Consider the following 22,269-nt stretch of genomic DNA (forward strand, 5'->3'; position numbering starts at 1 on the left):
CCATGACCAAGCGTCTGGACGGCCGGGTGGCCGTTATCACCGGAGCAGGCAGCGGGATCGGCCTGGCCACCGCGAAGCGGTTCGCCGCCGAGGGGGCGAAGGTGGTCTGCGTCGACCTCGACCCGGAGAGCGGCGAGAAGGCCGCCAACGAGGTCGGCGGCCTGTTCGTCCAGGCCGACGTGACCGACGAGGCGGCGGTGATCGCGATGTACCAGCAGGCCGTGGACCGCTACGGCAGCCTGGACATCGCCTTCAACAACGCGGGCATCTCGCCGCCGGAGGACGACTCGATCCTGACCACCGGTCTGGACGCCTGGAAGCGGGTCCAGGAGGTCAACCTGACCAGCGTGTACCTGTGCTGCAAGTACGCCATCCCGCACATGCAGCGGCAGGGCAAGGGCTCGATCATCAACACCGCCTCGTTCGTCGCGGTGATGGGTGCGGCCACCTCGCAGATCTCCTACTCCGCCTCCAAGGGCGGGGTGCTGGCGATGTCCCGCGAGCTGGGCGTGCAGTTCGCCCGGGAGGGCATCCGGATCAACGCGCTCTGCCCGGGGCCGGTGAACACGCCGCTGCTCCAGGAGCTGTTCGCCAAGGACCCGGAGCGGGCGGCCCGCCGGCTGGTGCACATCCCGCTGGGGCGGTTCGCGGAGCCGTCCGAGATCGCCGCCGCGGTCGCCTTCCTGGCCAGTGACGACTCGTCGTTCATGACGGCGAACACCTTCCTGGTGGACGGCGGCATCTCGGGGGCGTACGTCACCCCGGAGTAGGTCGGTCGGGCAGTCTCGACGGCCACCACATCCGGTGGCGGAGGTCCATGGTCAGGGCCGTGACCAGGACGGAGCGGACCACCTGGGCGTCCAGCAGGACGCCCAGGGCGACCGCGAAGCCGATCTCCGCCGGCCCGACGACCGGGAGGGTGCCGAGGACGGCGAAGGTGGCGGCCAGGATCAGGCCGGCGGAGGTGATCACCCCGCCGGTCGCGGCCAGGCCGGCCGCCGCGCCCGCCTTGCTGCCCCGGTGCAGGGCCTCCTCGCGGACCCGGGTCGTCAGGAAGATGTTGTAGTCGATGCCCAGCGCGACCAGGAAGACGAAGACGAACAGTGGGAACGACTGGTCCGAGCCCTCGAAGCGGAAGAGGTGCTCGAAGGCCAGCGCGCTCAGTCCGAGCGCCGCCGCGTAGCTGAGCACCACGGTGGCGATCAGCACCAGCGGGGCGGTCACCGCCCGCAGCAGCCCGGCCAGGATCACCAGCACGACCCACTTGCCGCGCCGTCCGCACGGCAGGGCGGTCAGTCTGCGGATGGACATGGGGTCCTCCGGATCGGGATCGGACGGGTCGTCAGCCGGGTGGCGGCTCCAGCTCGTACCAGACGACCTTGCCTTCGTCGGTGGCCCGGCTGCCCCAGCGGTGGGCCAGCTCGTTGACCAGGTACATGCCCCGGCCGCCCTCGTCCGCCTCGCGGGCGTGCCGGAGCCGGGGCGGGCGGCTGTCCACGTCGGCCACCTCGATGGTGAGCAGGTGGTCGCGGAGGATGCGCAGCTCGACCGGTGAGCCGGCGTGCACCAGGGCGTTGGTGATCAGCTCGCTGGTCAGCAGTTCGGCCGGGTCGACCAGGGCGGGCAGGCCCCAGTCGGTGAGGGTGCGGCGGACGAACCGGCGGGCGTGGCCGACCATCGCGTGGTCCTCGGCCAGCGGCAGCACGGCGAACCGGTCCGCGCCGAGCGGGCGGACCTGGGCCATCAGCACGGCCACGTCGTCCTGTCCGGCGGGGGCGTCCAGTGCGGTCAGCACGGCGTCGCAGGTCTCCTCCAGGGTGGGCCGCCGGTCGGCCACCGTCCGCCGCAGCAGGTCCAGGCCGGCGTCCAGGTCGCGTCCGCGCCGCTCCACCAGGCCGTCGGTGTAGAGCACCAGGATGCCGTCCTCGGGGAGCGTGAAGGACCGGCTCTCGAACGGCACGCCGCCGACGCCCAGCGGTGCGCCGGAGGGGAGTTCGAGGAGTTCGGCCGTGCCGTCCGGGGTGGCGATCACCGGTGGCAGGTGGCCGGCCGACGCGGCGCTGCAGGAGCGGTCCAGCGGGTCGTAGAGGACACAGACGCAGGTGGCGAACTGGCCCTCGCCGAGGGCCGCGGCGGCCTCGTCCAGGCGCCGCAGCACCCGGGAGGGCTCCAGCTCCAGGGTGGCCAGGGTCCGTGCCACGGTGCGGAGTTGGCCCATCGTGGCGGCCGCCCGGATGCCGTGGCCCATCACGTCGCCGACGATCAGGGCGACCCGGCCGCCGGAGAGCGGCACCACGTCGAACCAGTCGCCGCCGACCTCGCTGATCGCGCTGCTCGGCAGGTAGCGGTGGGCCAGTTCGAGCCCGAGCGTGCGGTGCACCTCCTGCGGCAGCAGGCTGCGCTGCAGGGTGAGCGCGGTCTCCCGCTCGCGCCGGTACAGCCGGGCGTTGTCCATGCAGACCGCCGCCCGGGCCGCCAACTCCTCGGCCAGCGCCACGTCGTCCTCGGTGAACGGCTCCGGGGTGGTGCCGGTCCGGATGAACTCCGCACCGCCCAGCACCACCCCGCGGGCCAGCAGCGGCACCATCAGGTACGAGTGCACGCCGGCCGCCAGGCTCGGGGCGACCCGGTCGGGCGCGGCGACGATCCGGTGCAGCGCGGCCTCGTCCACCTGGGTCACCAGGATCGAGCGCCGGGTGCGCAGGCTCTCCGCGTACAGCTGCGCGGACTTGCTCGCCTCGCCGACCGGGTCGGCCGCCCCGGCCATCACCACCGACCCCTGCACCTCGCCCACCGCGACCGCGCGCAGCATCGCGGGCCCGTCGTCCGGCGGCGGGGCCGGCTCCTCACCCTCCAGCACCGACTCCAGCAGGTCGACGGTGACGAAGTCGGCGAACCGGGGGAGCACCACCTCCACCAACTCCCGGGCGGTGCGGTGCAGATCGAGGGTGGTGCCGATCCGGGTGCTGGCCTCGTTCAGCAACAGCAGCCGCTGCTGGGCGGCGTGCGCCTCCTCCAGTGCCTGCTGCCGCTGCCGGGCCGCGTCCCGCTCGCGGGTGTAGAGCAGCGCGTTGTCGACCGCGACCGCGGCCCGGGCGGCCAGCTCGCCGGCCAGCGCGAGGTCCTCCGCGTCGTAACGACGCTCCGTCAGGTTCCGGTAGAAAGCGGCCACCCCGACGGCGGCCCCGCGCGCGATCAGCGGCACCACCATCAGGGAGCGGACTCCCTCGGCGCGCATCCGCTCGGTCAGCTGCGGGGTGTCGCTGAACCAGTGCATCGCCGAACCCTCGACGGCCGGCAGCAGCACCGGGCGCCGGTGCGCCAGCGCCCAGGCGTACGGCGCCGACGGCGGGTAGCGGTGCACGCTGTCGACGGCGGCGAGCGGGGTCATCGCCGAGCCCGGCACGGTGTGGAAGGCCATCCGGCGCAGCACCGCCGAGCGGTCCGCCGGGCTGGGCGGCGCGGCCGACTCGCCGCGGGCCAGCGAATCCAGCACCTCCACCACCACCGTGTCGGCCAGGCCGGGGGCCGCCACCTCGGCCAACTCCTGCGCGGTGCGGGCCAGGTCGAGGGTGGTGCCGATCCGGGTGCTGGCCTCGTTGAGCAGCGCCAGCCGCTGCTGGTACCGGGCCGCCTCGGACTCGGCCCGGTAGCGCGCGGTGACGTCCACGATGGTGGAGCTCACCCCGAGCACCCCGCCGCCGGGACGTTCCAGCCGGAAGTAGGAGGCGGACCAGGCGCGGTCCTGGCCCGGGTCGCCGGGCGTGCGGCCGTGCGAGCGGGCGTCGATCACCGCCTCGCCGGTCTCCAGCACCCGCCGCATCACCGCCTCGATCTCGGTGCCGTTGATGCCCGGCAGCACCTCGGTGACCCGGCGGCCAAGCTGGGCGTCGACCGGCAGACCGTTGGTGCGGGCCAGCGCCTCGTTCAGCCGGACGAAGCGCAGCTCGGGGTCGTACACCGCCATGCCGACCGGGGACTGGGTGAAGAAGCCGTCCAGAACCGCCAGGTCGGCCCGCAGCCGGTGCACCGCCGTCACGTCCGAGGCGACCGCGAGCACCAGCGGGCGGCCCTCCGGGCCGAGCACGGGGTGGGTGCGGAACTCCAGGTTCACGTGGTGGCCGTTGCGGTGCAGCACCGGGAAGATGCCGGACCAGGCCCGGCCCTCCAGGATGCCCCGGAACAGCGCCTGCACCTCGGGGCGCTGCGCCTCGGTGACCAGCAGCTGGGCGGCCTTGGCGCCGACCGCTTCGTCCGGCGAGTAGCCGAGCAGGCTCTGGGCGTCCGCGCTCCAGTGCAGGATGCAGCCGTCGGCCGCGATCAGCGCCGTGGCGATCGGGACCATCAGCAGGCCGCCCTGGTCCGGCTCACCGTCCGTGAGGTCGGACGGGAGGGGATCGGGGCCCGGCTCGTCGGTTCGCATGGATCGCACCACCGCCCGGAGGTCGGACTACGGTCCTGCCATCGTCCCACGCGGTCCGGGGGCCCGCCGGGGAGTGCGGGCGGCCTGGTCGGGCGGGGGGCTCAGGGCGCAGCACCAGGGCCAGCGGGCTGGGGAAGCGGGCGTCGACCTCGGCGCCGCGCAGCCGGTTGACCCGCTTGGCACCGGTCTTCCCGCTGGGCCGTGCCAGGCGTAGTCGATCACAGGGAGGGCGGTCAGCGCGTCAGTGCCGCCGCAGCCACCGCCGCCGCGCCGACCAGGCCGGCGTCGGTGCCGAGCCGGGCCCGGTGGAGCCGGACGGAGGCGGCGAACGGGAGGGCGGCGTAGGTGGTGAGGTGGGTGCGGAGCGGGGCGAACAGCAGGTCGCCGGTCTCCGCGACGCCGCCGCCGACCACCACGGCGTCCAGCTCCACCAGGGTGGCGGTGGCGGCGATACCGGCGGCCAGGGCGCGGGCGGCCCGGTCGAAGGCGGCCAGCGCGACCGGGTCGCCGGCCCGGGCCGATTCGGCGACCGCCACCGCCGACGCGTCGTCGGCGGGCGGGCGCCAGCCGGTGGCCAGCGCGCGGCGGGCGATCGCGGTGCCGCTGGCGTAGCGCTCCAGGCAGCCCCGGCCGCCGCAGGGGCAGGACTCGCCGTCGAAGGCCACCGAGATGTGGCCGATGTGCCCGGCGTTGCCGGTGGTGCCGGTGTGCAGCTCGTTGTTCAGCACCAGCCCGCCGCCGACACCGGTGGAGACCACCAGGCAGAGCGCGTTCCGGTACGGCTGCGCCGCGCCGTAGCGGTGCTCGGCCGCCGCGATCGCGATGCCGTCACCGGCGAGCGTCACCGGCAGACCCTTGACGGCGGGGAGCTCGGCGACCCGTTCGACGATCGGGAACCCGCGCCAGCCGGGGATGTTGACCGGGCTGACGGTGCCCCGGGCGATGTCCACCGGGCCCGCGCTGCCGATGCCCAGCGCGGCCACCTGCGGCCAGTGCACCGACTCGGCGAGCTCGGCCAGCGCCTCGGCGGCCGCCGCGAGCACCGCCTCGGCGTCCCGGTCCGCCGGGGTGGGCCGCCGGGTCCTGGCCAGCACCGAGCCGTCGGGGGAGACCAGCGCTGCCGCGATCTTGGTCCCGCCGATGTCCAGGGCGGCGAGCAGGGCGTCCGACACGGTGGTTCTCCTCCCGGCACGCGATCGGGTACGGCGCGCCGGTTGGCCATTCTGGCACCCGGCCCGGCGCGGGCGAACGGTCACGTTCCCGTAACGGCGACGCAGCGGGACCGACAACTGGCGCTCGTAGGCTGCCGGCATCGACCCGGGGCCGGTCCGACCGTTCCGGCCGGCCCGGCACTCACCGGTCCGCCGCGCAGGTCGGACCCCCCTACGAGGAGGAGGACCGTGCCCCAGCCGCCGGCCTGGCTCGCCCACCCGTTCCGCTGGCAGCGGGGCCCCGTCCCCTGGCCCGCGCTGCTCCGGGGCGGGCTCGGGATGGGCCCGGCGCTGGCCGTCGGCCTGGCCACCGGGCACCGCTCGGCGGCGGTCGCGGCGGGGCTGGGCGCGATGTTCGCCACCCTCAACGACCGCCCTGGCACCCGCCGGGTGGCCACGGTCCGGATCGCCGTTCCGGCCCTGGCCGGGGCGGCCGGCTTCTTCGGCGGCCTGCTGCCCGGCTGGTGGGCGCTGCCGCTGCTCACCCTGGTCGGGCTGGTCTCGGGCGCGGTCAGCGTGGCGGGACCGGTCTGCGCGGCCGCCGCCGTCCAGCTGCTGGTGCTGACGGCGGTCGGCGCGGGCATGCCGCTCGCGGCGCCGCCGTGGGTCACCGCGCTGTGCTTCCTGGCCGGGGCGCTCTGGCCGCTGCTGCTCCGACTGACCGTCAGCCCGTCCGACGGCGTCGGCGGGGACGGCGAGCGGCACGCGGTGGCCGCCGTCTTCGACGCCCTGGCCGACGCGCTGGACGCGGTGGGCACCCCGGGCGCCGAGGCCGCCCGGCGCAGGCTGACCCGGGTGCTCGACCAGGCCGACGAGGCGCTGCGGCGATGGGGGCCCGGCGGTCGGCGGCTCCGGGAGGTTGCGGCGGCGGCCGCCACGCCGCGGGGGTGGGCGGTGCCGGCCGGGCGGGAGGCCGAGCACCGGCGGTTGCTCGGACGGTTCGCCGCGGCCGCCGCGCTCTGCGAGGCGAGCGTCGCCCTGCTGTGGGAGGGCGCCCCGCTGTCGCCCCGGGTGGCCGAGGGCCCGCGTCGGCTGGCCGCCGCCGTCCGGGCGGGCACGGCGCCGGGCGCGCTGGCCGCGCCGGTCCCGGACACCGCCGCCCGGAGCGCCTTCGACCGCGCCGTCCTGGACGCCACCCTCGCGTTCGCCGACCCGGGCGGCCCGGCCGCCGTACCGCCGCGCAGCCGCCCGGGCGCCCGGCCGCTCGGACCCGCCGGACGGGAGAACGGGCTGCGGGTCGCGGTCTGCGTCGGCGCCAGCACCGCCGCCGCGCTGCTGCTGAGCGCCGACTACTGGTACTGGCTGCCGGTCACCGCGGCGTTCCTGGTCAAGCCCGACATCGGGCCGCTGTTCTCCCGGGTGGTCAACCGGTTCGCCGGCACCGCGCTCGGGGTGCTGCTGTTCGCCACGCTGCCGACCGCCGGGGCGGAGCCGGTCGCCGTCACGGTGGCCGGGGCGCTGATCCCGCTGGCGGCCCGGCACTTCGCCGCCCAGACGGCGGTGATCACCGTCACCGCGCTGTCCTTCGTCTCGCTCGGCGGGGACACCAGGGCGGCCGGCACCAGGCTCGCCGACACCGCGCTGGCCTGCGCGATCGTCCTGGTGATCGGCCACCTGCCCCGGCTGGCCTCGACCCGTACCAGCGTCGGCCACCGGTTCGCGGTCGCCCTGCGGCACGCCCGGCACTACCTGGACCACGTGCTGTCCGGCGCCCCCGAGGGGCCCGAACGGGCCGCCCTGCGCCGCGCCGCCTACCGGGCGCTGGCCGAGGCCAGGGCCGCCGCCGAGACCGGCGCCGCCGAACTGCACGCCGACCGGAACTGGCTGCCCGTCACCACCGGGGCCGAACGGATCGTCGACGCCACCACCGCCTGCGCCGTCCGCCTCGACCACGGCCGCCCGGTCCCGACCGTCCCGACCGCCGCCTTGATCAGCACCGAACTGACCGCCCTGGCCGACACCCTCGACGGCCTGACCCCGGCCACCCGCACCCCGGCCACCGCCCCGGCGGACTGCCGCACGCTGAGCGACATCGTGGACGAACTGCACCGGATCCGGGCGCTCACCGGTGCTCGTTAGACTGCCTCGATCCCTCGTACGGCGGTCAGCGGCGACCGCCCCCACCCCTGTCCTGGAGTTGAACCCTCATGCCGCTGGCGCTCGTCGCCCTCGCCGTCACCGCCTTCGCGATCGGCACCACCGAGTTCGCCGCGATGGGCCTGCTGCCGCAGATCGCCGGTGACCTGGAGGTGTCCATCCCGCAGGCCGGCTGGCTGATCTCGACGTACGCGATCGGGGTGGTGATCGGCGCCCCGCTGCTCACCGGAGCCTGTGCCCGGCTGCCCCGCAAGGGCGTACTGATCGGGCTGGCCGCGCTGTTCACCGTCGGCAACCTGCTCTGCGCGGTGGCGCCGAACTTCGCGCTGCTCGCCGCCGCCCGGCTGGTGGCCGGGCTGCCGCACGGCGCGTTCTTCGGCGCCGGCGCGGTGGCCGCCGCCGAACTGGTCGCCCCGCACCTGCGGGCCCGCGCGGTCTCGGTGATGTTCTCCGGTCTGACGGTGGCCAACATCGTCGGGGTGCCGGTGGCCACCCTGCTCGGCCAGCAGCTCGGCTGGCGGGCCGCGATGCTGGTGGTGGTCGGCATCGGCGGGCTCGGCACCTTCGCCATCGCCCGGCTGGTGCCCACCCTGCCGAGCCATCCCGGCGCCGGGCTGCGCCGCGAGCTCTCCACCTTCCGCAGCGGCCAACTCTGGCTCGCCCTCGGCACGGTGGTGTTCGGCTGCGCCGGGCTGTTCGCCTGCTACAGCTACATCACCCCGATCCTGACCGAGGTGGCCGGCTTCTCGGAGGGCTCGGTCACCGTGGTGCTCGCGCTGTTCGGTGTCGGCATGACGCTCGGCAACGTGATCGGCGGGTACGCCGCCGACCGCGCGCTGCGGCCCGCCATCTGCGCGGCCTTCCTGCTGATGGCACTGGCGCTGGCGGCGTTCTCGGTCACCGCCCGGACCGAGTGGTCGGCGGCGATCACCGTGGTGCTGATCGGGCTGTTCGGCTTCGCGACGGTGCCGACCGTGCAGACCCTGGTGCTGCAGAAGGCCCGACGCGCCCCGACGCTGGCCTCGGCCACCGTCCAGGGCGCGTTCAACCTGGCCAACGCCCAGGGGGCGTTCTTCGGCGGTCTCGCGCTCAGCGCCGGGCTCGGCTGGGTCTCACCGGCCCTGGTCGGGGCGGTACTGGCGGCGATCGGCTTCCTGATCGCCGCCGTCTCCTGGGCCCTGGACCGGCCCGGCGCGCAGGCCGCCCCGGCCGAGGCGAGCGCCGGGGCGGTGCCCCAGCCCGTCGCCTGACCGGGCGCGGCGGCTCAGCGGAAGGCCGCCGCATGGCGCTGCGCCCAGTCGGCGAACGGCCGGGCGGCCCGGCCGAGCACCCGCTCGACGTCCGGGCCGACCCGCTGTTCGGCGGCCGTCGGGCGGCCCAGGATGTCCAGCGTGCCGTCCACCACCGGCTCGGGCATGAAGCGCAGCAGCTGGGCCCGGGCCTCGGCGGCGCTCTGCGCCAGAAAGCGGACCGGCTCGCCGAGCGCGGCGCCGATCGCCGCCGCCTGCTCGCGCGGCGAGACCGAGGCGGGGCCGGTGAGTTCGTACGTCCGCCCGGCGTGCCCGTCGCCGAGCAGTACGGCCGCCGCCACCTCGGCGATGTCGGCCGGGTCGACCACCGGCAGCCCGACGTCGCCGAACGGCGCGGCCACCGTCCGGTGCGCCCGGACCGGTTCGGCCCACAGCAGGGCGTTCGAGGCGAAGCCGCCGGGCCGCAGCACCGTCCAGTCCAGCCCCGACCGCTGGACGGCCTGCTCGAAGGCGTGCAGCCCGGCGTGCGAGGGGACGCCGGGCCGGGTGCCGACGACCTGCGAGGACTGCAGCACCACCCGGCCGACCCCGGCCGCCTTCGCCGCGCCCAACAGGGCCTCCGGGTCGAGCTCCAGGCCCGAGCCCGCGATCAGCAGGAACAGCGCGTCGGCGCCGGTGAGGGCGGCCCGCAGGCTCGCCGGGTCGGCCAGGTCGGCCGTCAGGTGCGGTACGCCCGGCGGCAGTTCGGCCGCCGTCCGGGAGACGGCGGTCACCTTGGCCCCGGCCCCGGCCAGGGCCTGCACCAGCGGACGTCCGACGTTCCCGGTCGCTCCGGTCACCACGATCATGGTCAGCTCCAACTGTTCGGTGTACCGCGCTCGTTCGCGGCGATGACTCCACTCTGGACGGTAAAGTGGCCACCTTCTGGCCACATTTACCGGAGGTCCGATGAGAGCCGATCGCCTGGTGGCCGCCCTGCTGTTCCTCCAGGAGCGCGGGCAGGTGACGGTGGCCCAGGTCGCCGCCGAGCTGGAGGTGTCCGAGCGCACCGCCCGGCGGGACCTGGAGGCGCTGGCGATGGCCGGCATCCCGGTGCACGCGCAGCGCGGCCGGAACGGCGGCTGGTCACTGGTCGGCGGGGCGCGGACCAACCTGACCGGCCTGACCGCCGACGAGACCCGCTCGCTCTTCCTGACCGCCGGTCCCGCCGCCACCTCGCCGGAGACCAGGACCGTCCTGCGCAAGCTGGTGCGAGCGCTGCCCGCGCCGCTGCGACCGGCCGCCGAGGCCGCCGCCCGGGCCGGGTTCACCGATCCCACCGACTGGTCGCGGGCCACCAGCACGGCGGCCGAACCACACCTGGACGCGCTCCAGCGGGCGGTGGTGGCGGGGGTGCAGGTGCGGCTCGGCTACGCGACCCCCGGGCGGGCGGCGGGGGAGCGGATCGTCCACCCGCTCGGCCTGGCCACCAAGGCGGGGGTCGGCTACCTGGTCGCGGAGACGGCCGAGGGCCTGCGATCGTTCCGGCTCAGCCGGGTCGTCTCGGCGGTGGCCACCGGCGATCCGGTCGCCCGGCCGGACGGGTTCGACCTGGCGGTGGCCTGGCGCGCGCTGGCCGCCCGGATGGAGGAGCGGCTGCACGCCGCCACCGTCCGGGTGCGGGCGGCGCCGGACGCCTCGGCGGTGCTGCACCGGCTGTTCGACGGGCGGCTCCGGACGGTCGGTCAACTGGCCGACGGCGGGCTGGAGGTGGAGCTCGACGGCCCGTCGGCGGAGGTGGTGGCGGCCCAACTGGCCGGACTGGGCGCCCGGGTGGAGGTGCTCGACCCGCCGGCCGCCCGGCAGGAGCTGGCCAGGCTGGGAGCAGAGCTGGTCGCGCGCTACCCGCCGCCCCGGTAGGCGTACCGACGCCCCGTGGGGGTGGAGACCGCGCGTGCCGGCGCTGGGGGTGCCGGCACGCGCGGTGTCTGTGGGACAGCCGATCGGTCTGCGGTGCAGCGCCGCCCGATCGGCTGTCGGTGGGGTGAGGTGGTCCGTGCCGCGGTCACCGGTGAGCACGACCGGGAACCGCGGACACGGAAGCTCCGAGGCACAGCGACAGGGCACCGACGCGGGTGTATGGAGCCCGCGTCGGGCGGGCACCTGTCCACGCGGAGCCACCGCATGTCAACGGACCACCTGCCCGTACCACTCGTCGCCCCGACCGGACTCGCCGGCTGCAGCACGCCCCCGCGCGCGCCCAACCGGCCCCCGCCGGGCCGACGGACCCCGGAACTCCGGGGTCGGGGACAGTCTCGCCCGGCCCGATTGCAAGAATCTTGCACGGGTCGACGGCACACCCCGCCGGACGGCCCGATGGGGTGGACACTCCGGAGGGCGGGACCGGCCCGGCGGAAGGCCGCACGCAGGACGCCCTCCACCGCGAGGGACCGCAGGAACGAAGAACGGGGTGCACGTGCTGGTCAGACTGCTCGGTCGGGTCGGGGTCGAGACGGCGGACGGTTTCGTCCCCGCCGGGACGGCGAAGCAGAGCGCCGTGCTGGCCGTGCTCGCGATGACGCCGGGCCGCCAGGTGGGCGTGGACCACCTGATCGACCGGGTCTGGGACGAACAGCCGCCGCCCACCGCCCGGAGCACCCTCTACGCGTACCTGGCCCGGCTGCGCCGGGTGCTGGCGCCCTGGCCCGGGCTGGAACTGCTCCGGGACGGCGCGGGCTACACGCTGACCGCCGAGCCCGGGCAGATCGACGTGCACCGGCTGCGCCGGCTGGCCGCCGACGCCCAGCGGGCCGAGCAGCGCGGTGACCGGCCCGGCTCGGCCGAACTCCTCGGCAGGGCGGCCCGGTTGTGGGCCGATCCGCTGGCGGGCGTGTCCGGTGCCTGGGCGGACCGGATGCGGGAGACCCTGACCAGGGAGTACCTGGAGATCCAGACCAGCCGCTACCGGACCGAACTCGAGCTGGACCGGCACGCCCTGGTGGCCGCCGAGCTCTCCGCGCTGGTGGCCGAACACCCGCTGGCCGAACCGCTGGTGGCCCTCCTGCTGCTGGCCCTGCGGCAGGGCGGCCGGTCCGCCGAGGCCCTGGAGCTCTACGAGCGGACCAGGGCCAGGCTGCGCGAGGAGCTGGGCTCCGACCCCGGCGCGGCGCTCGCCGACGCCCACCGCCGCCTGCTCGCCGGCGACCGGCCCACCGGCGGCCGGCCCGCGCCCAGGCCGGGCCCGCCGCCGCTGCTGATCCCACGTCAACTCCCGCCAGTGGTACGGGAACTGACCGGCCGCCGGGGCGAGCTAACCGAGCTGGACGCGCTGCTCCCGGACGGCCTGCCCGCGCTGGTGCTGGTCTCCGGCATGGCGGGCGTCGGCAAGACCGCGCTCACCACCTGGTGGGCGAACCAGGCCCGGAGCCACTTCCCGGACGGTCAACTGCACCTCGACCTGCGCGGCCACGGCCCCGGCGAGCCGATGACGCCGGGCGAGGCACTGGCCCAACTGCTCGGCGCCCTGGGCGTCCGGCCCGAGCAGATCCCCGCCGACGAGCAGCAGGCGGTCGGGCTCTACCGTTCGGTGCTGGCCGAGCGCCGGGTGCTGCTGCTGCTCGACAACGCCCGCACCGCCCAGCAGGTCCGCCCGCTGCTGCCCGCCGGACCGCAGAGCTGCGTGCTGGTGACCTCCCGGGAGCGGCTCACCGGCCTGGTCGCCCGGGACGGCGCCCGGGACCTGCGGCTCGGCCTGCTGACCCCTGATCAGGCGGTCACCCTGATCGCCCGGCTGGTCGGCTCCGACCGGGTCGCCGACGAACCGGAGGCCGCCGCCGAGATCGCCCGCACCTGCGGCCAGCTGCCGCTGGCGATCCGGATCGCCACCGCCGGACTGGCCGGCACCGACTACCCGACGCTGGCGGAGCGGGCCGCCGCCCTGTCCGGCGCCAGCGCGCTGGCCGAGCTGGAGGTGCTGGGGGACGAGCAGGCCGCGATCCGGACCGCCTTCGACTACTCGTACCAGGCGCTGACCCCCGACCAGCAGCTGCTGTTCCGCCGCCTCGGCCTGCTGCCCGTCCCGGAGTTCGGCCCGCAGGGGGCGGCCGCGCTGATCGGCTCCACCCCCGAGCGGACCGCCCCGCTGCTGCGCCGGCTGCTGGACGCGCACCTGATCACCCAGCTGGCCGCCGACCGCTGGACGGTGCACGACCTGCTCCGCCGCTACGCCCAGCTGCTCGGCCTGGAGGGCGACCCGGAGGCCGAACGGCTGGCCGCCTCCCGACGGCTGTACGCGCTGTACCTGCACCTGGCCGACGCGGCCGCCCGGACGCTGTTCCCGCAGTTCGTCCGGCTGCCGATACCGGAGGCGCTCCGGCTGCCCGGCGAACCGTTCACCGACTCCCGGGCGGCCGCCGCCTGGATCGCCCGGTACGAGGGGGCCGTGGTGCTGGCCCAGGGCGCGGCGGTGGCGCAGGGCGCACCGGAGATGGCCTGGCTGCTCTCCGACGCGCTGCGCCCGCACTACACCGCCCGGCGGGGCAACCCGCACTGGCTCCCGGTGGCCCGGACGGCGCTGGCCGCCGCACTGGCCCGGGACGACCGGGCCGGCGTGATCGCCTCGCTCACCAGCCTGGCGATGGCCCACCACTGCACCGGCGACTACCGGCGCGCGGTCGGCTACAACCGCTGGATCGTCCGGGTGGCCGACCGCACCACCGACGGGCCGGCCGAGCTGGAGCGGTTCCGGGCCTCGGCGCTGGAGCGGATCGGGGTGGCCTGCTCGATCCTCGGCCGGGCCGACCAGGCGGTGGAGTACATGTCGGCGGCACTGGCCGTGCACCAGCGGCTCGGCTGGCGGACCGGCATCGCGATCAACCACAACAACCTGGGCGCCGGCTACCTGCTGTCGGGCCGGCTGACCGAGGCCGAGGCCCACCTGACCGAGGCGCTGGAGATCCACCGGGCCGCCGGGGCCCGGCGCGGCGAGGCCGCGGCGCTGATCAACCTCGGGGTGCTGCGGCACCGCCGGGGCGCGCTGGAGGCCGCGCACCGGGACCTGACCACGGCCCACCTGATCGACCGTGACCTCGGTCACCTGGACGGCGAGGCCGCCGCACTGGTCGAACGGTCGGGGGTGGCGCTCTCGGCGGGACGCCCCGAGGAGGCGCTGCGGGACGCCCGTACGGCGCTCGCGCTGGTGCTGCGGACGGGGGACCCGTTCGCCGAGTGCGGCGCGCTGGTCGCGCTGGGCGGGTACCGGCTGGCGACGGGCCACACCCACCTGGCCGCCCTGCACCTGCGACGGGCGCGCCGGCTCGCGGTGGCCAGCGGCGTACGGCTGCCGGAGCTGCGGGCCACCCTCGGGCTGGCCGAGGTCGAGCTGCTGGAGCACCGCCCGGCCGAAGCCGCCCGGCTCGCCGGGCAGGTGGCCGAGCTCTGCCGGGCCGGCGGCTACCGCCCGCTGGAGGCCCGGGCCCTGCTGGTGACCGCCACCGCCCGGCTGCACCAGGGCGACCCGGCCGGCGCGGTGGTACTCGCCGAACAGGCCGCCGGACTCCAACGCGGGATCGGCCACCTGCTGGACCTGACCCGCAGCGAGGCGCTGCTGGCCCGGGCCGGGGAGGCTCAGTCCAGGTAGTCGCGCAGCACCTGGGAGCGGGACGGGTGGCGCAGCTTGGACATGGTCTTGGACTCGATCTGGCGGATCCGCTCACGGGTCACGCCGTAGACCTTGCCGATCTCGTCCAGCGTCTTCGGCTGACCGTCCGTCAGGCCGAAGCGCATCGAGACCACGCCCGCCTCGCGCTCGGCCAGGGTGTCCAGGACGGAGTGCAGCTGCTCCTGGAGCAGGGTGAAGGAGACCGCGTCGGCCGGGACGACCGCCTCGGAGTCCTCGATCAGGTCACCGAACTCGCTGTCGCCCTCGTCGCCGAGCGGGGTGTGCAGGGAGATCGGCTCGCGGCCGTACTTCTGGACCTCGACCACCTTCTCGGGGGTCATGTCCAGCTCTCTGCCCAGCTCCTCCGGGGTGGGCTCGCGGCCCAGGTCCTGGAGCATCTGGCGCTGGACGCGGGCCAGCTTGTTGATGACCTCGACCATGTGCACCGGGATGCGGATGGTGCGGGCCTGGTCGGCCATCGCGCGGGTGATCGCCTGCCGGATCCACCAGGTCGCGTACGTGGAGAACTTGAAGCCCTTGGTGTAGTCGAACTTCTCCACCGCACGGATCAGACCGACGTTGCCCTCCTGGATCAGGTCCAGGAAGAGCATGCCGCGGCCGGTGTAGCGCTTGGCCAGCGAGACCACCAGGCGGAGGTTGGCCTCCAGCAGGTGGTTCTTGGCCCGGCGGCCGTCCTCGGCCAGCAGCTCCAGCTCGCGGCGGAACTGCGGGGTCAGGCTGTCGTCGACGTCGAGCCGGTCCTCGGCGAACAGGCCGGCCTCGATCCGCTTGGCGAGCTCGACCTCCTGCTCGGCGTTGAGCAGCGGGACCTTGCCGATCTGCTTCAGGTAGTCCTTGACCGGGTCGGCGGTGGCACCGGCCGTGGACACCTGCTGGGCGGGAGCGTCGTCGTCGTCCCGGTCGGACAGCACGAAGACCCCGCCCTCCTGCTCCTCCGGCTCGGCGGCGGCCTGCTCCTTGTCGTCCTCCCAGTCGCCGCCGGCGTCCTCGGTGGACGCTGCGGGCTGCGGAGCGGCCACGGCGGCCTTGGCCGCCCGCTTGGCGGGACGCTTCTTCTCGGCGACGGAAACCCTGCTGGTCGAGCTGAGCGACACGAGGAGCCTCTCACAAGGGGGAGTGGGACAACGCGGTACGGGAACTCGTTCCCGCGCGACAACACCTCCCCGTTCATCGCGGGGCAGGTCGATCCGTTACGGATCGAATTACGTGACGTGGGCCACGGTATTGCGCCCAATGGCCGAATGGACTACACCGGCGGCACCGGCGTGGGTGTTAGATCCGTAGTGACATCGAGGCTAGGGTACTGCGCGGAGGTGGCGTAATGACGGAACCAGGGGCGTTGTTCCGAGCGGTGGACGCGTTGCTGGCCCGTACCGAGGAACTTCCCCCGCCGACGGAGCGGGCCCGCCTGCGCAGGGCCGCCCGGTTGACCCAACAGCAGATCGCGGACGCCCTGCGGGTGAAGCGCGAGACCATTTGGACCTGGGAGAAGGGGCGGGTCGAGCCCCGGACGCCCCAGCGCGAAGCATACGCGCGGTTGCTGCAGGGATTGGCCGAGCGGTTCCCGGAGCCGGTGGAGGGGTCCGAACCGTCGTAGGGTGCGCGGTCGCCGGCGGCCGCCCCGGGCCGTGGCCCGCGCGCCGGGCTGCCCCGGCGGGAGCGGCCCCACGCGCCTCACGGGTTTCGCCGAGGAGGAGCCCCCGGCGGGGCCGGGGATCCCGCGAGGGCTTCGGCCGGGCGGCCGCCTCGGGGCGCTCGGTGGTCGCCGACGGCCAGGCGCGGCGACGGGTCAGCGGGCGGTGAAGGTGGCCTCCTCGAAGTCCAGGATGTGGGTGAAGCCGAGGCGCTCGTAGAGCCGTACCGCGGTGGCGTTGTCGGCGCGGACGTTGAGGCCGACGTGGTCGACGGTGTCGGCCAGCAGGCGGCAGAGCTCGGCCACGCAGGCGGCGGCCGCACCGCGTCCACGGACGGCCGGGTGGGTGGTCACGTTGCCGAGGGCGGCCACCCGGTGGGCGGGGGAGTGGACGTGCACCCCGGCGACGGCGACCAGGCTGCCGGAGTCGTCCCTGGCCCCGACGTACCGGCCGCTGTCGAGCATCCGGTCGTCGAACCAGTTGCCCGGGTAGCCCGCCGCGAACAGGGCGGTCAGCTCCGGCAGGTCGGCCCGGCTCAGCGGCCGGGGCTTCCACGGCCCGGCCGGGTGCCGGTCGGCCAGGGCGGGATCGGTGAGGGCCATCCGGCGCAGGGTGCCGTGGCGCCGCACCGCGTAGCTGCCGGAGAACAGGTCGAGGGCGTCTGCCGAGAGGTGCCCGAGGAAGCGGCGCGGCAGCACCGGCAGCAGCGCGTGCAGCAGCTCCCGCCAGGCGGCGTCCTCCTCGGGGCGGCCGAGCGCGAGCAGGGTGGGCGGGTCGCCGACGCTGTACAGCAGCGCCACCGGGCCGTCATCGCCGGCCGTGTACCAGGAGGTGTGCGGCCATAACAGGTCGTCGAGGTCGCCGAGTTCCATCTGATGCAGCGCCGGGTCACGCTCGAAGCGCGCCGCCAGAACGGCCTTGTCGTGCAGGCTGAGCAGGGACATCCGGCCACCTTATCGGGGGTGTCGGCGCGACCTGGTTGTCGGGCTGCGGGGCGGACCGGATCATGTCGGGATGACCGATCATCACCTGCTGCCCGCCCCGGAGCGGATCGCCCGGTACACGGACGACGACAAGGCCGAGATCCTCGGCGACCTCACCGACCCCTTCGGGGTGGCCGCCCTCGGGCTGACCTGGCTGCCGAAGGACGAGCACTTCGGCATCCGCCTGGCCGGCCGCCTGGTCGCCCACACCGGGCTGCTCCGACTGCCAGTCACCATCGGGGAGTTGGAGACGGAGGTGATGGGCGTCGGTGGCGTCGCCGTCGCTCCCGATGTGCGGGGCCGGGGGGCTGGCCCGTGCCGTCGTGGGGGCGGCTCTGGAGCATGCCCGGACGTTGGGGCCGTCGTTCGGGGTGTTGTTCTGTCGGCCGCAGCTCGTTCCGCTCTATCGGCGGCTCGGTTGGCGGTCGGTGGCGGGGGAGGTGGAGGTGCGGCAGCCGGGCGGGGTGGTGGTGATGCCGTTGTGCACGCTGTGGATGCCGTTGCGGGAGGGTGTCGAGTGGCCGGAGGGGGCGGTGCGGCTGCGTTCGCTGCCGATGTGACGGTGTGAAGGTTCGAACGGGCTTCGGAATCGCATGGAGAACCCGTGGGGCTGGTCGGCACCGGCAACCACGTGCGCGCGCCCGGGCCCGGGCCCGTGGCGCCATCGGCGGCGGCCTGGTCGAGGGAAAACGCCGCTCCCGCACCGTGAACAGCAGTGGGCCGGCTCCGCAGCACACTTCAAACCGTGCTGCGGGGCCGGCCCACTGCTCATCCGAGCGACCTGCCACTCGGGGTCATCGACGATGATCAGGGGTTGGTGGGGAGCGCGGGGGTCTTGGTGGTGGGGATGCTCCAGGTCTGGGCGGGGGTGGTGTTGCAGTCGTAGATGGTGGGGCGGGTGCCGGGGGTGGTGGAGTTGCCGGGGAGGTCGAGGCAGCGCTTGGAGCGGGGGTTGTAGATGCTGCCGTCGGCGCGGGGGAGCCAGATCTGGTTCTGGGCACCGGGGGCGCAGGTCCACAGGCTGACGGCGCTGCCGTTGACGGTCGCGTCGGCGGTGATGTCGAGGCATTTGCCGCTGGCGGTGATGGTGCCGTTGGCGGGGTTGAGGGTGAACTGCTGCGCGGGGGTGGTGTTGCAGGGGTAGATCTGGACGCCTTGGGTGGTGTCGTTGAACGGGACGTCGAGGCAGTTGTCGCTGGCGGCGTGGCGAATGGCTGCGGTGGTGGGGGCGGTGGCGGAGGCTCCGTCGTAGACGGCGACGTTGCTGATGCTGCCCTTGAAGCTGATGCTGGGGCCGCCTTGGGACTGGTAGCGGCCGATGGCGAACTTTCCGCTGGGCGTCGGGCTGGTGGCCGAGTCGTGGTAGCCGCTGCCGGCGAGGGTGCCGTCGACGTACAGGCTCGTCTGGCCGGTGGCGGCGTTGTAACTGGCTGTCAGCTGCGTCCATTTGCCGGCCTTGACGAGGGCGGAGCCGTTCACCGTGCCGGTGGTGTCGTAGGGCCACGCGTCGTTGTCGGCGTTGGCGAGGGAGAAGCGCCAGGCTTTTCCGGTGCCTTCGCCCTCGCTCCACAGGAGGAAGCTGCTGGCGCGGGTGAGGTCCTGGCTGGCGACGATGCCGCCCTGGGGGCCGGACTTGGCCCAGGCGCTGACGGTGAAACTCTTTTTGGTGTCCACCCCCGGTGCGCCGGAGTTCAGGGCCGAGTCGGTGCCGTTGAACATGGCGACGTTGGTGGTTCGTCCGTCGACGGTGTCCGCGGTGTAGGTGACGTTCTTGTTGGTGGCGCTGTAGTTGTTGGGTTTGGTGGTGGTGGAGGCGGGGGTGGCTGCGGCTGAGGTGCTGCCGGTGTTGTCGTTGAGCTTCCACTGGACGGCGGGGGCGCGGGTGTCGCCGCGGTAGTGGTCGGGGGTGAAGCCCGTGACGACCTTGTTGGTGGCGATGCCGGGCCACACGTGGAGCTTGCCGTTGGTGTCGAGGGCCCAGAGGTCGGGGATGCCGTCGTCGGTCTGGTCGCCGTCGGCGCCGATCGTGGTGTACGCGGCGGTGGGGAAGGAAGCGGTGGTGAAGCCGGTGCCGATGGGGCTGGCCGGGCTGGCGGTGACGGCGGTGACAACGGTGTAGTTGCCCAGGGCGTCGCTGCGGGCCGCGGTGGTCAGGGCGTACTGGTAGATGTTGCCGGTGGCGCGGTCCCTGGCCCACAGGGACGGAGCGGTGTCGGTGCCGATGTTGAGGGTGTTTCCGGGGACCATCAGGTCGCGGTTGTCCCAGCCGCCGGTGGCCACCAGGGCGGGCGCGCGCAGTGAGACGCTGTTCTTCGGCGGGTAGTACCAGAGGTTGCCGGACTCGACGGTGAGGATTCCGGTGGCGTCGGTGAACTTGCCGCTGGGGGTGCGGGTGGTGCTGGTGGAGCCGATCGGGGTGATCTGGGAGGTGTACCGCCAGTCGCTGTCCTGGTGGTACCCGGTGCACGTCCCAGTGCAGTTGGGCCGGGGCAGCGAGGTTTTGAAGTCGGGAGCGAAGCGGCCCAGGTTGCTCTTGTCGTTGGCGTAGTAGTAGAGCTTGTCGCCGCCGTCGCGGTGCACGAAGAGGTCGTCGGCGTTGTCACCGGGGTTGCGGGAGCCGCGGTGGGTGGTGTGGAAGTCCTTCCAGGTGCTGTCGAGCTCGGGCGCCTGCACGGCGGGGGCGGCGGTGCCGGTGGGCGGGACGCTTGTGTTGCCGGGGTCGGTGGCGCGACCGTGGGTGATGAGGTTGCCGGCGGCGTCGGGGACGAGGATGTCGGGTCGGGCGTCGCCGGTGGTGTCACCGAAGGCGACCGGGCCGGGTGTCCAGGGGACGTAGAAGGAGTACGAGAGGGTCTGGGAGCTGTTCCCGGCGTAGTCGTACACCTGCGCGTACAGGGTGTTGGTGCCCCAGCGGGTGGGCTTGGTGGTGATGTCGGTGACGCTCAGCGGGGCACCGCCGGTGCCGCAGATCTGGTCGTAGGTGGCAAGTTGCGGGTCGTAGCCCCACCGCACGCAGGCCAGGCCCGAGGTCAGCAGGCCCGACGGGTTGGGGTCGGAGGCAGCGAAGGGGATGTGTCCGGTGTCGCCCAGGCGCAGGTTGGTGGTCTGGCCGTTGCCGGAGGGCGGGTACTGGGTGGCGGGGTCGGTGAAGGCGCCGAACGCGGCGACGGGCGGGGTGGTGTCGACGGCGAAGTGGCATGCGGCGGTGTTGGGGCCGCTGATGATGCCGTCGTCGCCGTGGGCCTGCCAGCCGTAGTGGTGGCCGTCCTGGAGGGTGCCGCGGGGCACGGTGTAGGAAGCGCGGCTGCCGCTCGGGACGAAGCCCGACCAGCCGGCGCTGGCGACGGGGCTGCCGGGCAGGGCGTTGTCCCAGATGGCCGCGTACTCGGTGAGCTGGGACTGGTTGTAGCTGCTGACCACGGAGGTGAGGGTGGTGCCGGTGTCGGTCACCCAGCCGTACTCGGACAGGGGCGCGTTCCAGCAGGCGTCCGTGTTCACGGCAGTGAGGCGGCGCGGGCTCGGGAGTGCCGCGGGGTCGGTGGGGGTCAGCGGGACGTGGTCGTACTCGGTGGACAGGATGGCGTTGTAGCCGAGGCGCTTGAAGCTCACCCTGTCGCCGGTGCCTTCATTGCCGAGCACGGCGAAGGCCAACGGGACCCCAGGGTTGGTCAGGGCGTTGCGCAGGGGGGCGGTGACGTTGAAGTCGATGCTGAGTTCGCCGGGGCAGCCCGAACTGCCGTTGCCCGGCACACTGGTCTTGCCGTCGACCCACTCGTAGGTGGTGTAGTTGTTCCAGCTGACGGTGTCGCTGAAGGCAGCCGCCCGGTAGAGGTTCATCGGATAGCCGTTGACGCAGGACGAGTTGGAGGAGCTGTACTGCGGCACGTGCAGGGTCGCGGAGTTGATGACGGTGGTGCTCAGGTAGCCGCCGAGGCTGAACTCGAACAGAGACCGTTCGATCCCTGAGGGTGACTCCCAGCCCTGATAACCGACTCCAGGGTGATTACGGTTCTGTGAGCCCGTGCTGTCGAAGTTGCCCGTGGTGGGGATGGCCTGCTGTACCCAGGCATGGTGGCTCTTGCTCCGAGCGTCGTTCGACCACACGGGATCGACATAGATCGGATACCTGGTGTCCGCCCCGTCCAGCAGTTCCGGGCTCGGGTACAACCGGATCATCCCGTTGCCCTTCGCATCCGTGCTAGCCGACGTAGGGACGGCAGTTACCGTTGCCGTCGATCCAGGCCCGTCGGCGCTGCTTGGAACATTTTCCGTCGACTGTGCTGCTCCAGACATACCAGGAGTGGAAGTTGGGGCCTTCTCAGCGAGGGCAGTACCCTTCAGGGCCTTCGCTGCACCCTCGCTGGTGGGCGCTGCGGCAGACCACATCTTCGGCGTGGGCGCGGTAAACACCGTCTCGCCACCGCTGGTAGCCCGCAGATCCCCGTCTGCGGACGAGGACAGGTCGAGGCCCTTGGACACGGTGGGGAAGCTGAGCGCCCGTACGGCCGGGTTCGCGGCGGCGGCAGGCGTGTGCAGCACCAACACGGTGGTGTAGCCGCCGAACTTGGTCGCTGTCACCTTCAGATCGACATCCGGTGCCACCGCCGTGAAGAGCGCGCTGTTGCCACTGACCACCGGCGTTGGCAGGGCACCGGGGAACGGTGAGCCCACCGCGAGCTGCTTGCCGTCCCTGGTGATCATCGTTGCCAGGGGCCCGCTGCCACCGCTGGAGATCACGAGCTTCTCGCTCGCAGCTGCCGGTGCGAGCGAGCCGTCCGCGCCCTGCACCAGCGTGTCATCCAAAGGGCCCCACGAACCGTCAGACCGCTTCGTGCGCTGCGCCTCCAGGTTCTGGTTCCGGCGGATCTTGCCGGTGGGAGTGGCAACTGAGGTGCTGTACTCGTCGGTCAGCGTGGGGATCGGCACGTCCTTGCCGGTCCGCTTCGCCTCAGCAATGGCTGCATCCGCCGGTCGGAGGTTCAGGGTCTCGCTCGCGTGCACGGCGTCGCTGG

At 74.0% G+C, this 22,269-nt stretch carries 11 protein-coding genes and 3 pseudogenes; 7 read left to right on the forward strand and 7 right to left on the reverse strand.

The window, feature by feature from the left end; genetic code table 11:
- Positions 1-2: 2 nt before the first annotated feature.
- On the forward strand, positions 3-770 hold the full coding sequence (locus ACIRPK_RS29880; RefSeq protein WP_403044068.1) for a 3-oxoacyl-ACP reductase: 768 nt from the start codon (positions 3-5) through the stop codon (positions 768-770).
- Here ACIRPK_RS29880 and ACIRPK_RS29885 read toward each other — a convergent pair.
- The 3 genes and pseudogenes from ACIRPK_RS29885 to ACIRPK_RS29895 all read right to left on the reverse strand — a co-directional run.
- Positions 757-1,260, reverse strand: a pseudogene (locus tag ACIRPK_RS29885) (MMPL family transporter); the annotation flags it as partial. The gene ACIRPK_RS29880 and the pseudogene ACIRPK_RS29885 sit on opposite strands and share 14 nt — an antisense overlap.
- 82 nt (positions 1,261-1,342) lie before the next feature.
- Positions 1,343-4,423, reverse strand: a complete 3,081-nt coding sequence (locus tag ACIRPK_RS29890) for a SpoIIE family protein phosphatase (protein WP_403044071.1) — start codon at positions 4,421-4,423, stop codon at positions 1,343-1,345.
- A gap of 233 nt (positions 4,424-4,656) precedes the next feature.
- A complete protein-coding gene (locus tag ACIRPK_RS29895) occupies positions 4,657-5,595 on the reverse strand; it encodes an ROK family protein (protein WP_403044074.1) in 939 nt (312 codons plus the stop codon).
- Positions 5,596-5,823: 228 nt separating this feature from the next.
- Between ACIRPK_RS29895 and ACIRPK_RS29900 the strand changes: the two genes are divergently transcribed.
- Complete coding sequence (locus ACIRPK_RS29900; RefSeq protein WP_403044077.1) at positions 5,824-7,713, forward strand: FUSC family protein; 1,890 nt, start codon at positions 5,824-5,826, stop codon at positions 7,711-7,713.
- 68 nt (positions 7,714-7,781) lie between these two features.
- The gene (locus tag ACIRPK_RS29905; RefSeq protein WP_403044079.1) at positions 7,782-8,981 is read left to right on the forward strand and encodes an MFS transporter; all 1,200 of its coding nucleotides are present in this window, start codon (positions 7,782-7,784) and stop codon (positions 8,979-8,981) included.
- Positions 8,982-8,995: 14 nt separating this feature from the next.
- Here the strand turns inward: ACIRPK_RS29905 and ACIRPK_RS29910 are convergent, their stop codons facing one another.
- The gene (locus ACIRPK_RS29910; RefSeq protein WP_403044180.1) at positions 8,996-9,829 is read right to left on the reverse strand and encodes an SDR family oxidoreductase; all 834 of its coding nucleotides are present in this window, start codon (positions 9,827-9,829) and stop codon (positions 8,996-8,998) included.
- Positions 9,830-9,929: 100 nt separating this feature from the next.
- Between ACIRPK_RS29910 and ACIRPK_RS29915 the strand changes: the two genes are divergently transcribed.
- Complete coding sequence (locus tag ACIRPK_RS29915) at positions 9,930-10,880, forward strand: helix-turn-helix transcriptional regulator (RefSeq protein ID WP_403044082.1); 951 nt, start codon at positions 9,930-9,932, stop codon at positions 10,878-10,880.
- A 556-nt stretch (positions 10,881-11,436) separates the two neighbouring features.
- Entirely contained in the window at positions 11,437-14,598 is a 3,162-nt protein-coding gene (locus ACIRPK_RS29920; RefSeq protein ID WP_403044085.1) for a BTAD domain-containing putative transcriptional regulator, read from the forward strand.
- Here the strand turns inward: ACIRPK_RS29920 and ACIRPK_RS29925 are convergent.
- A pseudogene (locus ACIRPK_RS29925) lies at positions 14,586-15,704 on the reverse strand (RNA polymerase sigma factor); the annotation flags it as partial. The gene ACIRPK_RS29920 and the pseudogene ACIRPK_RS29925 sit on opposite strands and share 13 nt — an antisense overlap.
- A gap of 257 nt (positions 15,705-15,961) precedes the next feature.
- Between ACIRPK_RS29925 and ACIRPK_RS29930 the strand changes: the two are divergent.
- Positions 15,962-16,237: a helix-turn-helix domain-containing protein gene (locus ACIRPK_RS29930; RefSeq protein ID WP_403044087.1), complete on the forward strand. Its 276-nt coding sequence runs from the start codon at positions 15,962-15,964 to the stop codon at positions 16,235-16,237.
- A 192-nt stretch (positions 16,238-16,429) separates the two neighbouring features.
- On the opposite strand, the gene ACIRPK_RS29935 is transcribed toward ACIRPK_RS29930, so the two are convergent.
- Positions 16,430-17,218: a GNAT family N-acetyltransferase gene (locus ACIRPK_RS29935; protein WP_403044090.1), complete on the reverse strand. Its 789-nt coding sequence runs from the start codon at positions 17,216-17,218 to the stop codon at positions 16,430-16,432.
- 70 nt (positions 17,219-17,288) lie between these two features.
- On the opposite strand from ACIRPK_RS29935, the pseudogene ACIRPK_RS29940 reads away from it, so the two are divergent.
- A pseudogene (locus ACIRPK_RS29940) lies at positions 17,289-17,817 on the forward strand (GNAT family N-acetyltransferase).
- Between the two features lie 247 nt (positions 17,818-18,064).
- On the opposite strand, the gene ACIRPK_RS29945 reads toward ACIRPK_RS29940, so the two are convergent.
- Positions 18,065-21,433 (reverse strand): ricin-type beta-trefoil lectin domain protein, encoded by a 3,369-nt coding sequence (locus tag ACIRPK_RS29945; RefSeq protein WP_403044093.1) that lies wholly within the window; start codon positions 21,431-21,433, stop codon positions 18,065-18,067.
- Positions 21,434-22,269 lie beyond the last annotated feature (836 nt).

This window comes from Kitasatospora sp. NPDC101801 (assembly GCF_044766665.1).
Taxonomy (GTDB): Bacteria; Actinomycetota; Actinomycetes; order Streptomycetales; family Streptomycetaceae; genus Kitasatospora.